The sequence below is a fragment of the Vibrio ouci genome, from assembly GCF_004551525.1.
GTDB classification, from domain to species: domain Bacteria; phylum Pseudomonadota; class Gammaproteobacteria; order Enterobacterales; family Vibrionaceae; genus Vibrio; species Vibrio ouci.
Genome location: NZ_SATR01000011.1, coordinates 59,119 through 73,403, shown reverse-complemented (window position 1 = coordinate 73,403; position 14,285 = coordinate 59,119). Strand labels below are relative to the sequence as shown.

Here is a 14,285-nt window from a genome sequence, read left to right as displayed (position 1 = left end):
AGATATGACAATTGAAATTCTGGTTCCAGATTTACCTGAATCTGTTGCAGACGCTACAGTAGCAACTTGGCACAAACAACCGGGTGACGCAGTTGAGCGTGACGAAGTACTGGTTGATATCGAAACTGACAAAGTAGTTTTAGAAGTACCAGCTCCTGAAGCGGGTGTTCTAGAAGCAATTATTGAAGAAGAAGGTGCTACGGTACTTTCTAAACAGCTTATCGCTAAGCTTAAGCCAGGCGCAGTAGCGGGTGAGCCAACGACTGACACAACTGAAGCATCAGAAGCGTCACCTGATAAGCGTCACAAAGCGGCGCTTACAGAAGAGAACAACGATGCACTAAGCCCAGCAGTTCGTCGTCTACTTGCTGAGCACGGCCTAGAAGCTGGCCAAGTGAAAGGTACTGGTGTTGGCGGTCGTATTACTCGTGAAGACATCGATGCGCACCTAGCTAATGCGAAAGCAGCACCGAAAGCAGAAGCTCCAGCAGCAGTGGAAGCGCCAGCAGCGGCTCGTAGCCAGAAGCGTGTACCAATGACTCGCCTACGTAAGACTGTTGCAAACCGTCTTCTTGAAGCGAAGAACAACACGGCAATGCTAACGACGTTTAACGAAGTGAACATGAAGCCAATCATGGATCTTCGTAAGCAGTACAAAGACCAGTTCGAAGAGCGTCACGGTATCCGTTTAGGCTTTATGTCTTTCTACGTGAAAGCAGTAACTGAAGCTCTAAAACGTTACCCAGAAGTGAATGCATCGATTGACGGTGAAGACATTGTTTACCACAACTACTTCGACATCAGTATGGCGGTATCTACGCCACGTGGTCTAGTAACACCAGTACTGAAAGACTGTGACACACTAGGTTTTGCTGACGTAGAAAAGGGCATCAAAGAGCTAGCAATCAAAGGCCGTGACGGCAAGCTAACTGTTGATGAGCTAATGGGTGGTAACTTCACTATCACTAACGGTGGTGTATTTGGTTCACTGATGTCTACGCCAATCATCAACCCGCCACAATCAGCAATTCTTGGTATGCATAAGATCCAAGAGCGCCCGATGGCAGTAGATGGCAAGGTAGAAATCCTACCTATGATGTATCTAGCACTGTCTTACGACCACCGTCTAATCGATGGCCGTGAGTCAGTGGGTTTCCTAGTAACGATTAAAGAGCTACTAGAAGATCCAGCACGTCTGCTATTAGACGTTTAATATCGCTAAAACGTCTAGTTGCCGTGGGTAGCTAGACGTTCGATAGTTTCAAGGGCTAGACTTGCTCAACTGTCTGGCCTTCACTTGAGTCATTGTTTGTTGTTGAAATAGACAATGATTGATTTGAGAAGACCCTACAGACGTACGCAGCATAGCGACGTTATGGAAATAATAATCCCTCAAGGGAAAATAAACGGAATATCAAAATGAATTTGCATGAATACCAAGCCAAACAGCTGTTTGCAGAATTCGGTTTGCCTGTACCGGAAGGCTTCGCTTGTGATACACCACAAGAAGCTTTTGAAGCTGCAGGTCGCATTACAACTGAGAAGAAAGTTGTAAAGTGTCAGGTTCACGCGGGTGGACGTGGTAAAGCGGGTGGCGTTGAGCTACACGACACGAAAGATGGCGTTAAAGAGTTTGCCCAAAAGTGGCTAGGTAAAAACCTAGTAACGTACCAAACAGATGCAAACGGTCAGCCTGTAACAAAAATCCTAGTTGAAGAAGCGTCAAACATCGCAAATGAACTTTACCTAGGTGCTGTTGTAGACCGCGCTAGTCGTAAAATTGTATTCATGGCTTCTACAGAAGGCGGCGTGGATATCGAGAAAATCGCAGAAGAAACTCCAGAGTTGATTCATAAAGCGGCAATCGATCCATTAGTTGGCCCTCAAGCTTATCAAGGTCGCGAGCTAGCGTTTAAGCTAGGTCTTGCAGGTGACCAAATCAAACAATTCGTTAAGATCTTCATGGGTCTTGGCGAGATGTTCGCTCAGTACGACTTAGCTCTACTAGAGATCAACCCTCTTGTTATTACTGGCGAAGGCAACCTGCTTTGTCTAGACGGTAAGATCAACATCGACTCAAACGCACTTTACCGTCAGCCTAAGCTTCGTGAAATGCACGATCCTTCACAGGAAGATGAGCGTGAAGCACACGCAGCTCAGTGGGAACTGAACTACGTAGCACTTGATGGCAACGTTGGCTGTATGGTTAACGGTGCAGGCCTAGCAATGGGTACGATGGATATCGTTAACCTACATGGCGGCAAACCTGCTAACTTCCTAGACGTTGGTGGCGGCGCAACGAAAGAACGTGTTGCTGAAGCATTCAAGATCATCCTTTCTGATGACAATGTAAAAGCAGTTCTAGTAAACATCTTCGGTGGTATCGTTCGTTGTGACATGATCGCAGAAGGTATTATCGGTGCGGTTAAAGAAGTAGGCGTAACGGTTCCTGTTGTTGTTCGTCTAGAAGGTACTAACGCTGACCTAGGTCGCGAAGTTCTTGCTAATTCTGATGTTGATATCATTGCTGCTGAGTCGCTAACAGATGCTGCTCAGAAAGTTGTTGCTGCTGCGGAGGCTAAATAATGTCTGTACTAATTAACAAAGACACTAAAGTAATCTGTCAGGGCTTCACTGGTGGTCAAGGTACTTTCCACTCAGAGCAAGCTATCGCGTACGGTACGCAGATGGTTGGTGGTGTTTCTCCTGGTAAAGGTGGTCAAACTCACCTAGGCCAACCTGTATTCAACACAGTACGTGAAGCAGTAGAAGCGACGGGCGCAACAGCGACTGTTATCTACGTACCAGCACCGTTCTGTAAAGATGCAATCCTTGAAGCGATTGATGCAGGTGTCGAGCTTATCGTGACTATCACGGAAGGTATCCCAACAACAGATATGATCGACGTGAAAGTGAAGCTAGAAGAAACTGGCGTTCGCATGATCGGTCCTAACTGTCCAGGCGTTATCACTCCTGATGAGTGTAAGATTGGTATCATGCCAGGCCATATCCACAAGAAAGGTAAAGTGGGTATCGTTTCACGCTCAGGTACACTAACGTACGAAGCAGTTAAACAGACAACTGACGAAGGTTTCGGCCAGTCTACTTGTGTAGGTATCGGTGGTGACCCAATCCCTGGTTCGAACTTCATCGACATCCTGAAACTGTTCCAAGAAGACCCTGAAACAGAAGCAATCGTAATGATTGGTGAAATCGGTGGTACTGCGGAAGAAGAAGCAGCAGCATTCATCAAAGAGAACGTCACTAAGCCAGTGGTTTCTTACATTGCGGGTGTTACTGCTCCTCCGGGCAAGCGTATGGGTCACGCAGGTGCAATCATCTCTGGTGGTAAAGGCACGGCGGAAGACAAGTTTGCTGCACTAGAAGCGGCAGGCGTTAAGACTGTGAAGTCTCTAGCAGACATCGGTAAAGGTCTACGTGAAGTAACGGGTTGGTAATCTAACCACTTCAAATAAGAAAGGCTTGGCATTGTGCCAAGCCTTTTGTTTTTCTGCTCTCCAAATATTGGTCATTCCATAGAGCGACGAAGGAGAGAGTAGGGAACCTCTATTTCTCTAACTTTTCCTCAAGCGCAACCAATCTTGCCGTTAGGTCCATCACTTGCTTTTCTAGCTGTTCAATTCGATCTGCGTCAGCGACTTCTTTTTTCGCTGCGACTTCAACTTTAGGAACTCGGTTCGAGCTTTTCCAACTCTTCAAGGTTGTAATCAAAGCCGGCATAGGCACAGATGTACTCAAACGTGCTTTGACGAGTGCGACTGTCGGCTCTTTTCCTTCTGCGTGTAACTGTTCAAGGACATCTTTTAGCTCTTGGCTAACATCTTGAGTAAGCATAAAACCTCCATTGCGCTTATGTATTTAATCATACCCAGTCAGTCTGAAATTGGCGAATAGAAAATAGTGACAGAGTCTGTGCGAGATCTCTCACACATGTTGTGAGACAAACAGCGTTTTAAACACAAGATAAGTACCTTTAAATCTGTTAACTTGTTGATTTGTAGTCCAAATTCGTTTTGTTTCAATATTGTTGCGCATTTTTGATTTGCTACAGACATTGTCTCTATCGGCAATTCGGGTAAATTAGAACCTGTCGGAAGGATACCGACACGGAACAGGAAAGACCAAGGATTGGGAATCTTCAGGAAGAAGATTGGTTGACTAGGATAGTTAATCAAGCACGGAGCGAAAGGACATTGTAGGGAAACAGCCACTGACAGGATGTGAGTGACATGGACGACAATGGACACCTCTAGGAAGAGGCTAGGACAGTATCAGGAAGATACAAGGACACCACTTAAGGATAGAGTGATGTGCGCTAACTAGGATATGTTAGCTATCAGGATGATGAGGACACCGCTAGGAAGGCGACGGTTGGATAATACTGAAGGATTCAGTAGCTATTAAGGAAGATGCATGGAGCACCTTTTGTAGCCGGATTGCTGCGAGTAAGACTTATAACCCCGATACTGATGTATCGGGGTTTTTCTTAGATCCCACCTTTACTAATAACTCTAATAACAATGTGCTAAAAACAACCTAGATCAATAAAGGTTGCTATCAGTTGGTATAAATTTTCGGCTTTGTTTTATAAGACAAGAACTGCTGCTTACAAGGATGTGTCATGACTATTGTGACTCGCCGATCGTTATTAGTACCTTATAACGACTCTTTACAATCTGAGTTTCTTATTCTCAACTGCTGTGCGATTAATCGTGCACAGATGAATGGGGCGCACACGGTGTCGTCTGCTAAGAGACTATTTGAACAGGTACTGACAGACCCTAATATCTATGCCAGAGCGGTACTAGACAGCAATACTCGTGAATATATTGGTCACGTGTTTGTTTCCGATCTAGACGGCGAACCTGAGCTAGGGTATATCTTTGATAAAAATTACTGGGGAAGAGGAATCGCGAGCGAAGTGCTGCAGGCCTTTTTTCCAAAGGCATTGCGCGACTTAAACATCAGTAAAGTCATCGCGACAGCTAATGTAGGCCATGAGCCTTCAATTCGAATTCTAAATAAATTGGGTTTTGTACTCAATGCTCATAAAGCCGATACCTTCGGCCCCTATGATGAGTATCTATTTACATCCGATGCGGTGGTAGAGCCACCTTTGCTAGTCGGAAACCTTGCATAATAATCTCACCTTGGTAGCAGTCGTCACCCAGTGATGAAAATTCAAATTGATAGATAGAATGCCAACGCCAGACACCGTCTGGCGTTTTTAGTTTGTGGCGTTTGAGAGCGACGCTCACCAATTGAAGATCAAGCTCTTTGCACTTTCGTAATGCGATGCTTTTAGCAATTTCCGCCTGTCGTCTTTGCTGCCAAAACAGAAGACAGACAACGGCAAGGGCCAAAATAGCAAAGAGGTCATGAATCATAATTACGCCTTGGTTGCTTGTTGCAGTCGAATAAGCGCTTGTGCAAGCTCTTCAGAAGGGCTTGAGTGCAGCAAAGGCAGTAGAACCATTCTAAGTTCAGATAGCATAACAAGATCGGCAAACAGCTGATTAAACAGGGTTTGGTTGCCAGTTTGTGCTAAGCGTAATAGGAATTGCTGTGCTGTTTTAGCATCACTAAGCCAGTGCCAACTGCGACCTGCAATACCGATTAATACTTCTTGATGGCTTAAACGAGGGCTAGCCAGAATGGAATCAATAATAGGTTGAGCGATGGATATTTTGGCACCCGAAAGCGCACGTGTTAGCGCTGAAAGCAGGAACAAGTCTGGTTGTTCATTCTCAATCTGCTGCTTGGCCATTTCGGCAATTCGCTCAGCCAGTTTATCCGAAAGTTCGGTGTGCTCTAGTGCACCAAGCAAAGCATAAAGTGGCTCATTAGGCAGGTGTTGCAGTGCTTTACGTACATTCACCCCATTTTGTTCTTGGCCAAGACGCGCACAGATATCAGTGACACCTTGCAGGCCAACCGTGTGCCATTTATCCCACTCTAATCCACCAGAAAAGTAGTGTTGAGCGTGCTCATAATATTGGCTGCAAGGCAGGTCTAGCGAAGCTCGTACTTGGCTATGAAACACAGCCATTTTATCTTCAGCAGGCTTGAAGGTATAAGGGTTGTTAGATAGCTTCTCTTGTTGTTCTTCCGTCATATCTTGATTGATACGAGTACCCATCGCTTCAATCACGTACTTTAAGAAGTTACCAATGTCTGACTGCTTAAGTAAGCCGCGCTCATCGAGTTCAAACTTTAGAAACCAAATCCATGGCTGTTGCTCTTGGTTCCAATAAGCGATAGCTATATGGGCTTTACGCTGCATTGGGTAAGGGTATGGCAGTTGACCTTTCTCAGCATCAGCAAATGTTTTTGCGTCGATGGTTTTGATACGACGTCCAAGATCAAACACTTGATACTGGCAGTTACTGTCATTGAGCAATTGGGTAAGGGTATGAATCGTTTCCATTAGAGAATTGTCCTAACTTTCTTTCCTCTATAAATGGTACTCTTAGGCCAATTTTCAAGGTCCAATATAAAGTTTAATGACGAAAGAAAAACAATTAGTCGAGTTAGTCGACGCTTTAGAAGTTGAGATGCGAAAACAAGGACAGTGGCAACAACATTCTCCTAGTGTTGAAGCATTAAGCAGTCAGGAGCCTTTTGCTATTGATAGCCTCACTCCTCTTGAGTGGTTGCAATGGATATTTGTCGCGCGTATCCGTCTACTCGTGAAAGAAAGTCAGCCGTTACCAAAGGGGTTTGCGATGGCTGATTATTTTGAAGAGTGCTGGAAAGAAGAGCAGATGATGAAGCCACTGATCACTATTATCCAACAGATTGATAAGGTATGTCGCCATGCTTGAGATTGTTTTCCAAGATGAGTATTTCGTCGCCGTAAATAAGCCAGCGGGGATGCTGGTTCACCGCAGTTGGTTAGATAAGCACGAAACACAGTTTGTGATGCAAACTTTGCGTGACCAAATTGGCCAACATGTGTTCCCTCTTCACCGCCTTGATCGCCCGACATCGGGTGTGCTGATTTTCGCTTTATCTAGTGAAGTGGCTTCGCAGGTGATGCCGATGTTCGCCAACCACGAGATGGAAAAAACCTATCACGCTATCGTACGTGGTTGGATTGAAGAGTCTGGCCGCCTTGATTACGCATTGAAGGTTGAGTTGGATAAGATTGCCGATAAGCACGCCAGCCAAGAGAAAGAAGCACAAGAAGCCATTACAGACTATTGGCCGCTAGCGAAAGTGGAAGTTCCGCATTCTACGAGCAAGTTCCCAACCACCCGTTATTGCTTGATGGAAATGAAACCATTAACAGGGCGCAAGCATCAGCTAAGACGTCATATGGCTCACCTAAGGCATCCTATTGTCGGTGATACGACTCATGGTGACGGTAAGCACAATAAACTGTATCGAGAGGTCTATGACTCTCACAGACTGCTTCTGCATGCATCGAGCTTAGAGTTTGTTCACCCCTTCACCAATGAAAAGCTGCTGATTAAAGCGGGTATCGATGAAACCTGGCAAAAACTGTGTGCGGAGTTTGGTTGGACAGTGCCAGAATGAACGGTTAGAGACAAAAAAGCCCTCGAAGTGAGGGCTTTTTGTTGTCAAAACAGTAACGTTTACTTTTCTAGGTATTCGCGAATGGCGTTTTCGATGCCAGTTGCATCTAAGCCTAACTCTGCATGGAGTTCATCTTGGGTACCTTGATGAACAAACTCGTCAGGCAAGCCAAGGTTAAGCACCGGCTTGATGATTTTCTCTTTCATCATAAACTCAATCACACCTGCACCCGCACCGCCAGCAATCGCGTTTTCTTCTAGTGTTACTAGAACATCGTGCTCTGCGGCAAGTTGTTTGATCAGTGCTTCATCCAGTGGCTTAACAAAGCGCATGTCAGCAACTGTGGCATTTAAACTTTCTGCCGCTTCCAGTGCGTTACCAAGGAAAGTACCGAAGCTTAAAATCGCGACCTTTTCACCTTGACGAACTAGGCGGCCTTTGCCGATCTCAAGAGCGGTAAACTCTTGTTCAATCTCAGTGCCCATACCTGTGCCTCGCGGGTAGCGAACTGCACTTGGACCTGTATGTTTATGACCCGTGTAGAGCATTTGACGACATTCATTTTCGTCGCTCGGTGCCATGATCACCATGTTCGGAATACAACGCATAAAGCTTAGGTCAAACGCACCTTGGTGAGTCTGGCCATCGGCGCCAACCAAACCAGCACGGTCAATCGCAAACATCACAGGCAAGTCCATGATTGCTACATCGTGAATCAGCTGATCGTAACCGCGTTGTAAGAAGGTTGAGTAGATAGCAACGATCGGGTTGTCACCCGCAATTGCCATACCTGTCGCCAGCGTTACTGCGTGCTGCTCTGCAATGGCGACGTCAAAGTATTGTTCAGGGTACTCTTTAGAGAAACGAACCATACCAGAGCCTTCGCGCATTGCTGGCGTAATCGCCATTAGCTTAGGATCTTGCGCAGCCATATCACACAGGAAGTCACCGAAGATCTTAGAGAAGCTAGGCTTGCCGCCACTGCTCTTTGGTAAAGAGTTATGACTAGGGTCGAACTTAGGTACACCGTGGTAGCCGATTGGATCTTTTTCAGCAGGCTCATAGCCTTTGCCTTTCTTAGTCATGATGTGCAGGAACTGCGGGCCTTTTAGCTCACGCATGTTCTTCAGTGTTTTAACTAACTCATTGACATCATGGCCATCAACAGGACCAATGTAGTTAAAGCCTAGCTCTTCAAATAAGGTTCCTGGGATCACCATGCCTTTCAGGTGTTCTTCAGTACGACGAACCAGTTCTTTAATTGGTGGAACGCCAGACAGAACCTTTTTTCCGCCTTCACGAATCGAGGTATACAGGTTACCGGAAAGCACTTGCGCCAAATGGTTATTCAGTGCGCCAACGTTTTCTGAAATCGACATTTCGTTGTCGTTTAGAATAACCAGCATGTCAGGGTGAACGTCGCCAGCATGGTTCATTGCTTCGAATGCCATACCTGCGGTAATCGCCCCGTCACCGATAACGCTGACAACTTTACGGTTTTTGTCTTCTTTACCAGCACTGATCGCCATACCTAACGCGGCACTGATCGACGTTGAAGAGTGACCAACAGACAGTGTGTCGTATTCGCTCTCTTCGCGCCAAGGGAATGGGTGTAAGCCATCTTTCTGGCGAATCGTAGACAGTTTATCGCGGCGACCAGTTAAGATTTTGTGTGGGTACGCTTGATGGCCCACATCCCACACCAATTGATCAAAAGGCGTGTTGTAGACGTAATGAAGCGCGACGGTGAGTTCTACAGTACCTAAGCCAGAAGCTAAGTGGCCACTAGATTGGCTCACTGAATTTAATAAGTAGGTACGTAGCTCATCACATAGCGTCGGCAGCACTTCTTTAGGAAGACTGCGTAGCTCATCTGGCGTATCTGCTAGAGCAAGTGTTGGATATTTTGAAATATCAAGAGTCATATAAATGCGCGCTTATTGTGTTAGTTCTTGCGCTCGATGACATATCGGGCGAACTCTTCGAGTAACTCTGTATTGTATGGGATTGCTTCCAAAGCTTGAAGTGCTTCATTTAACAGAGTGTGAGCTTTGTTAATAGCTCCATCCAATCCAAGCAGGGCTGGATAAGTACTTTTGTTTAATTCTTGATCAGAACCTTGAGGCTTACCCAAAGTTTCTGTATCACTAATAATATCTAAAATGTCGTCTTGAACCTGAAACGCTAGGCCAACTGCATCGGCGTATTTGTCGAGCTGAGGCATTACCTCAAGCCCTTTTTCACCCGCAGCAAGAGCGCCAAGACGAATAGCAGACTTCATCAATGCACCGGTTTTGTTGCGGTGAATCTCTTCTAATTCTTCTAGCGACACTGAGCGATTTTCAGCTGCGAGGTCCAAGGCTTGGCCTAAGCACATACCATTGGCACCTGAAGCGTCGGCTAATACTTTTATCATCTTGATACGGTTAGCTTCAGCATTTGGATGTAAATCACCGTCTGCCAAAATAGTAAATGCTAACGTTTGCAGCGCGTCACCGGTGAGGATAGCCGTTGCTTCATCAAATTTGATGTGACAGGTTGTTTGACCACGACGAAGTTCATCGTCATCCATCGCAGGGAGATCATCATGGATCAGCGAGTAGGCGTGAATGCACTCAACCGCAGAAGCGGGAGTATCAAGGTCACTCTTATCACAGCCTAGCATTTGGCCAGTAATGTAGACCAAAAATGGTCGAGCGCGTTTGCCACCAAGCAGTAGACCGTAGCGCATGGCTTCAATTAACGGCTGATTTTGGTGTGGCAGTGCTTGCAGCCAAAGATTTAGCTGCTCATTGTTACGTTGTTGAAATGAGGTTAATGCCTCTTGCATAACAGACATATTTCTATCAATTACTCAGGCTGGCCGTCAAAGTCACTTAGTGGAGATTCGTCATCGTTTTGCAGCAAAATACTTACGCGTTGCTCGGCATCGCTAAGTTTAGTTTGGCCTGCACGAGCAAGCGTAATACCACGCTCAAATTTCTTAAGCGCATCTTCCAATGCTAAATCACCATTCTCAAGGTTTTCTACGATAACATCGAGCTCGTCGATCGTCGCCTCGAAGGTCATGTTTTCTGGTTTCTTGCTCGCCATAACTTTTCTACTTTGACAAAGATGCACGAAAGTTACCTTAGCCGATAATGATGGTCAAATTTAACCGAGTAAAATTGTCAGAAAAATCGAGCTTTGGCAGCCAATCAATCCGTTTGAATCTCATTGATAGCGGGATTTTTCTAGTGCAAGCGAAGTAAGCAACTGCATTTATGTGAATAGAGTATCAATAAAAAACTAAAGATCTGAACACGTTGCCGATATACTTTGTTAGAAGCTCAAAGATTGCATGAGGAGTGCTTTGTGGATTTAGCAACGCTGGTGGGACTATTAGGCGGCTTTGCTTTCGTTATCATGGCAATGATACTTGGCGGAAGCATTATGATGTTCATCGACGTCACGTCGATTTTGATCGTAGTGGGTGGCTCTACCTTTGTCGTTTTAATGAAGTTCACCATGGGCCAATTTTTTGGTGCGGCGAAGATTGCCGGTAAAGCTTTCATGTTCAAAGCCGATGAGCCAGAAGATCTGATCGCAAAAGTTGTTGAGATGGCGGACGCTGCTCGTAAAGGCGGTTTCCTAGCGCTAGAAGAGATGGAAATCACCAACGGCTTTATGCAAAAAGGCATCGACTTACTGGTTGATGGTCATGATGCCGACGTTGTTCGCGCTGCTCTGCAGAAAGACATTGTCCTTACCGATGAGCGCCATGATTTTGGTGGTAGTGTATTTAGAGCCTTTGGTGACGTTGCCCCTGCGATGGGGATGATCGGTACACTGGTTGGTCTGGTTGCGATGCTTTCTAACATGGATGACCCTAAAGCGATCGGTCCTGCGATGGCGGTAGCACTCTTAACCACTCTGTACGGTGCGATCTTATCAAACATGGTGTTTTTCCCAATTGCTGACAAGCTGTCTCTACGTCGTGAGCAAGAGAAGCTGAACCGTCGTCTAGTGATGGATGGCGTATTGGCGATTCAAGATGGTCAGAACCCTCGTGTCATCGACAGTTACCTTAAGAATTACCTCAACGAAGGTAAGCGTGCTCTTGACGTAGATAACGAGTAAGGTCAAAGGTATGGAAGAAGAACAACCCAAATGTCCGCCGCCCGGTCTACCGTTGTGGATGGGGACCTTTGCCGACTTAATGTCGCTGCTGATGTGTTTCTTCGTACTTCTACTCTCGTTCTCTGAAATGGATGTACTGAAATTTAAACAGATCGCGGGCTCGATGAAGTTTGCTTTTGGTGTTCAAAACCGATTGGAAGTCAAAGATATTCCAAAAGGCACCAGTATTATTGCTCAAGAGTTCCGCCCAGGACGTCCTGAGCCAACACCGATTGACGTCATAATGCAGCAGACGATTGATATTACCCAGCAAACTCTCGAGTTCCATGAAGGGGAGTCCGATAGAGCCGGTGGTACTCAGCGTGACCAAGGCAAGTTGACTGGCGGTCAGTCTCCGGATACCTCGACACAGAACAACCAAAACTCCGAGTCTGATAACGAACAACAGCAATCTGCGGAAATGTCTCAAGAACTTGAAACGCTCATGGAGAGCATTAAGAAAGCCCTTGAGCGTGAGATTGAACAAGGCGCGATTGAAGTTGAGAACCTTGGCCAGCAGATTGATATTCGTATCCGAGAGAAGGGGGCATTTCCTGAAGGTTCAGCCTTCTTACAGCCCAAGTTTAGACCGCTAGTGAGGCAGATTGCTGATTTAGTGAAAGATGTTCCGGGACGTATTCGTGTCTCTGGTCATACTGACAACCAGCGTATTGATTCTGAGTTGTATCGTTCTAATTGGGACTTATCTGCTCAACGCGCCGTATCGGTAGCGCAAGAGATGGAAAAAGTCCGCGGCTTTAATCATGAGCGACTGCGTGTTAGAGGTATGGCGGACACTGAGCCGCTTGGACCGAATGATACTGAAGCGCAACGTTCGCGAAACCGCCGAGTTGAAATCAGTATCATGCAGGGTGAAGCGTTGTTAAGCGATGAAATCCCAGTGAATCAGTAAAAGAAAAAAGACGAGCAAAAGGCTCGTCTTTTTTATGGCCATTCATTCATGTATAATCTTGCGCCCTTAGAGTCCAACTCTTATTTCGAGTGAGCGGTGAGTGCTTAGCAGCCCTGCTTATTCTGCGAATTTATTAAACTTGTTGTGAAGTGAATTATGAAATTTATCGTCAAGCCCCATCCAGAAATTTTTGTAAAAAGTGAGTCGGTGCGTAAGCGCTTCACAAAGATTCTTGAGTGCAATATTCGCAACATTATTAAGAGCCGTTCAGAGTCTGTAGCGGTATTTAACCGTCGTGACCATATCGAAGTAACGTCTGAATCGGATCAGTACCGTGCAGAAGTGATCGAAGTACTGACGCGAACTCCAGGTATCCACCACGTACTTGAAGTTCAGCAATCAGACTTCACCGACCTGCATGACATCTTTGAGCAAGTGCTAGAGCTAAATCGTCCAAACCTTGAAGGTAAGACGTTTGTTGTTCGTGCTAAGCGTCGTGGTAAGCATGACTTTACCTCTATTGAACTTGAGCGTTACGTTGGTGGCGGCCTTAACCAAGCGATTGAAAGTGCAAGCGTTAAGCTGAAGAACCCAGACGTGACGGTAAAAGTTGAAGTCGCGAACGAGAAGCTAAACCAAGTTATCGCGCGTTACAAAGGTCTAGGTGGTTTCCCGCTTGGCACACAAGAAGATGTACTAAGTCTGATTTCTGGCGGTTTCGATTCAGGCGTATCAAGCTACCTGCACATCAAGCGCGGCTCTAAAGTACATTACTGTTTCTTTAACTTAGGTGGCCCAGCGCACGAGATCGGTGTTAAACAGGTTTCTCACTACCTATGGAACAAATACGGTTCTTCAGCAAAAGTTCGTTTTATCTCGGTTGATTTCGAACCGGTAGTGGCGGAAATTCTAGAGAAAGTCGATGACGGCCAAATGGGCGTAATCTTGAAGCGTATGTTTATGCGTGCCGCAGGCATGGTGGCTGCGAAGTTCAAGATTGAAGCTTTGGTTACTGGTGAGGCTCTAGGTCAGGTATCTAGCCAAACACTGACTAACCTTCGTCACATTGATAACGTAACAGATACGCTGATTCTTCGTCCGTTAATCAACTGGGACAAAGAAGATATCATCAACCTAGCGCGTGATATCGGCACTGAAGACTTTGCTAAGACAATGCCTGAGTACTGTGGCGTCATTTCTAAGAAGCCAACAGTGAAAGCGGTTAAAGGCAAGCTAGAAGCTGAAGAAGACAAGTTCGACTTCGATATTCTAGAGCAAGTGGTTCGTGATGCTCGTGTGATGGACATCCGTGATATCGCTAAAGAAACTGAACAAGCTGCACCTGAAGTTGAGCAAGTTCAAGCGGTGGAAGAGCATGCGATCGTGCTTGATATCCGTAGCCCGGAAGAAGAAGACGATAACCCGTTAGAGATTGAAGGTGTGGAAGTAAAACACATTCCATTCTTCAAACTAGGTACTCAGTTTGGTGATTTAGACCAGTCTAAAACTTACCTGCTGTACTGTGACCGTGGTGTCATGAGCCGACTACAAGCTCTATACCTACAAGAGCAAGGCTTTAACAATGTTAAGGTTTACCGTCCTTAAATAGCCAATTAATTAGCCAAAGCCACTCATCATTGAGTGGCTTTTTCGT

The 14,285-nt window shown here is 45.8% G+C and carries 15 protein-coding genes; 9 read left to right on the top strand and 6 right to left on the bottom strand.

The window, feature by feature from the left end:
* Positions 1 to 4 precede the first annotated feature (4 nt).
* From odhB to sucD, 3 genes are all read left to right on the top strand, one after another.
* Complete coding sequence (odhB, locus tag ELS82_RS09310) at positions 5 to 1,213, top strand: 2-oxoglutarate dehydrogenase complex dihydrolipoyllysine-residue succinyltransferase (protein ID WP_134835245.1); 1,209 nt, start codon at positions 5 to 7, stop codon at positions 1,211 to 1,213.
* A gap of 206 nt (positions 1,214 to 1,419) precedes the next feature.
* The gene (gene sucC, locus ELS82_RS09305; RefSeq protein WP_134835244.1) at positions 1,420 to 2,586 is read left to right on the top strand and encodes an ADP-forming succinate--CoA ligase subunit beta; all 1,167 of its coding nucleotides are present in this window, start codon (positions 1,420 to 1,422) and stop codon (positions 2,584 to 2,586) included.
* The gene (sucD, locus tag ELS82_RS09300) at positions 2,586 to 3,458 is read left to right on the top strand and encodes a succinate--CoA ligase subunit alpha (protein ID WP_134835243.1); all 873 of its coding nucleotides are present in this window, start codon (positions 2,586 to 2,588) and stop codon (positions 3,456 to 3,458) included. Before sucC ends, sucD begins: the two co-directional genes overlap by 1 nt.
* Before the next feature lie 109 nt (positions 3,459 to 3,567).
* Here the strand turns inward: sucD and ELS82_RS09295 are convergent, their stop codons facing one another.
* Positions 3,568 to 3,855, bottom strand: a complete 288-nt coding sequence (locus ELS82_RS09295) for a hypothetical protein (protein WP_134835242.1) — start codon at positions 3,853 to 3,855, stop codon at positions 3,568 to 3,570.
* Between the two features lie 787 nt (positions 3,856 to 4,642).
* On the opposite strand from ELS82_RS09295, the gene ELS82_RS09290 reads away from it, so the two are divergent.
* On the top strand, positions 4,643 to 5,161 hold the full coding sequence (locus ELS82_RS09290) for a GNAT family N-acetyltransferase (RefSeq protein ID WP_134835241.1): 519 nt from the start codon (positions 4,643 to 4,645) through the stop codon (positions 5,159 to 5,161).
* On the opposite strand, the gene ELS82_RS09285 is transcribed toward ELS82_RS09290, so the two are convergent.
* Both ELS82_RS09285 and ELS82_RS09280 read right to left on the bottom strand, forming a co-directional pair.
* Positions 5,109 to 5,408: a DUF3301 domain-containing protein gene (locus tag ELS82_RS09285; protein WP_134835240.1), complete on the bottom strand. Its 300-nt coding sequence runs from the start codon at positions 5,406 to 5,408 to the stop codon at positions 5,109 to 5,111. The genes ELS82_RS09290 and ELS82_RS09285 overlap by 53 nt on opposite strands.
* 2 nt (positions 5,409 to 5,410) lie before the next feature.
* On the bottom strand, positions 5,411 to 6,448 hold the full coding sequence (locus tag ELS82_RS09280) for a DUF3549 family protein (protein ID WP_134835239.1): 1,038 nt from the start codon (positions 6,446 to 6,448) through the stop codon (positions 5,411 to 5,413).
* A gap of 76 nt (positions 6,449 to 6,524) precedes the next feature.
* Here ELS82_RS09280 and ELS82_RS09275 point away from each other — a divergent pair, with 76 nt between their 5' ends.
* Together ELS82_RS09275 and truC are read left to right on the top strand one after the other, a co-directional pair.
* Entirely contained in the window at positions 6,525 to 6,845 is a 321-nt protein-coding gene (locus ELS82_RS09275; protein ID WP_134835238.1) for a YqcC family protein, read from the top strand.
* Positions 6,838 to 7,560: a tRNA pseudouridine(65) synthase TruC gene (gene truC, locus ELS82_RS09270; RefSeq protein ID WP_134835237.1), complete on the top strand. Its 723-nt coding sequence runs from the start codon at positions 6,838 to 6,840 to the stop codon at positions 7,558 to 7,560. Before ELS82_RS09275 ends, truC begins: the two co-directional genes overlap by 8 nt.
* Positions 7,561 to 7,619: 59 nt before the next feature.
* Here the strand turns inward: truC and dxs are convergent, their stop codons facing one another.
* From dxs to xseB, 3 genes are read right to left on the bottom strand one after another with little or no spacing between them, the layout of a single operon-like run.
* Positions 7,620 to 9,485, bottom strand: coding sequence for a 1-deoxy-D-xylulose-5-phosphate synthase (gene dxs, locus ELS82_RS09265; RefSeq protein ID WP_134835236.1), 1,866 nt, complete (start codon positions 9,483 to 9,485; stop codon positions 7,620 to 7,622).
* A 20-nt stretch (positions 9,486 to 9,505) separates the two neighbouring features.
* Positions 9,506 to 10,390, bottom strand: coding sequence for a (2E,6E)-farnesyl diphosphate synthase (gene ispA, locus ELS82_RS09260; protein ID WP_134835283.1), 885 nt, complete (start codon positions 10,388 to 10,390; stop codon positions 9,506 to 9,508).
* A gap of 20 nt (positions 10,391 to 10,410) precedes the next feature.
* Positions 10,411 to 10,653 (bottom strand): exodeoxyribonuclease VII small subunit, encoded by a 243-nt coding sequence (gene xseB, locus ELS82_RS09255; RefSeq protein WP_134835235.1) that lies wholly within the window; start codon positions 10,651 to 10,653, stop codon positions 10,411 to 10,413.
* A 261-nt stretch (positions 10,654 to 10,914) separates the two neighbouring features.
* Here xseB and pomA point away from each other — a divergent pair, with 261 nt between their 5' ends.
* The 3 genes from pomA to thiI all read left to right on the top strand — a co-directional run bounded on the left by pomA (position 10,915) and on the right by thiI (position 14,236).
* Positions 10,915 to 11,679 (top strand): flagellar motor protein PomA, encoded by a 765-nt coding sequence (pomA, locus tag ELS82_RS09250; RefSeq protein ID WP_004413205.1) that lies wholly within the window; start codon positions 10,915 to 10,917, stop codon positions 11,677 to 11,679.
* A 10-nt stretch (positions 11,680 to 11,689) separates the two neighbouring features.
* A complete protein-coding gene (locus tag ELS82_RS09245) occupies positions 11,690 to 12,631 on the top strand; it encodes a flagellar motor protein MotB (RefSeq protein ID WP_134835234.1) in 942 nt (313 codons plus the stop codon).
* Positions 12,632 to 12,787: 156 nt separating this feature from the next.
* Positions 12,788 to 14,236 carry a tRNA uracil 4-sulfurtransferase ThiI gene (thiI, locus tag ELS82_RS09240; RefSeq protein ID WP_134835233.1) on the top strand — a complete coding sequence of 483 codons (1,449 nt, stop codon included), beginning with the start codon at positions 12,788 to 12,790 and terminating at the stop codon, positions 14,234 to 14,236.
* The last annotated feature ends 49 nt before the right edge of the window (positions 14,237 to 14,285 follow it).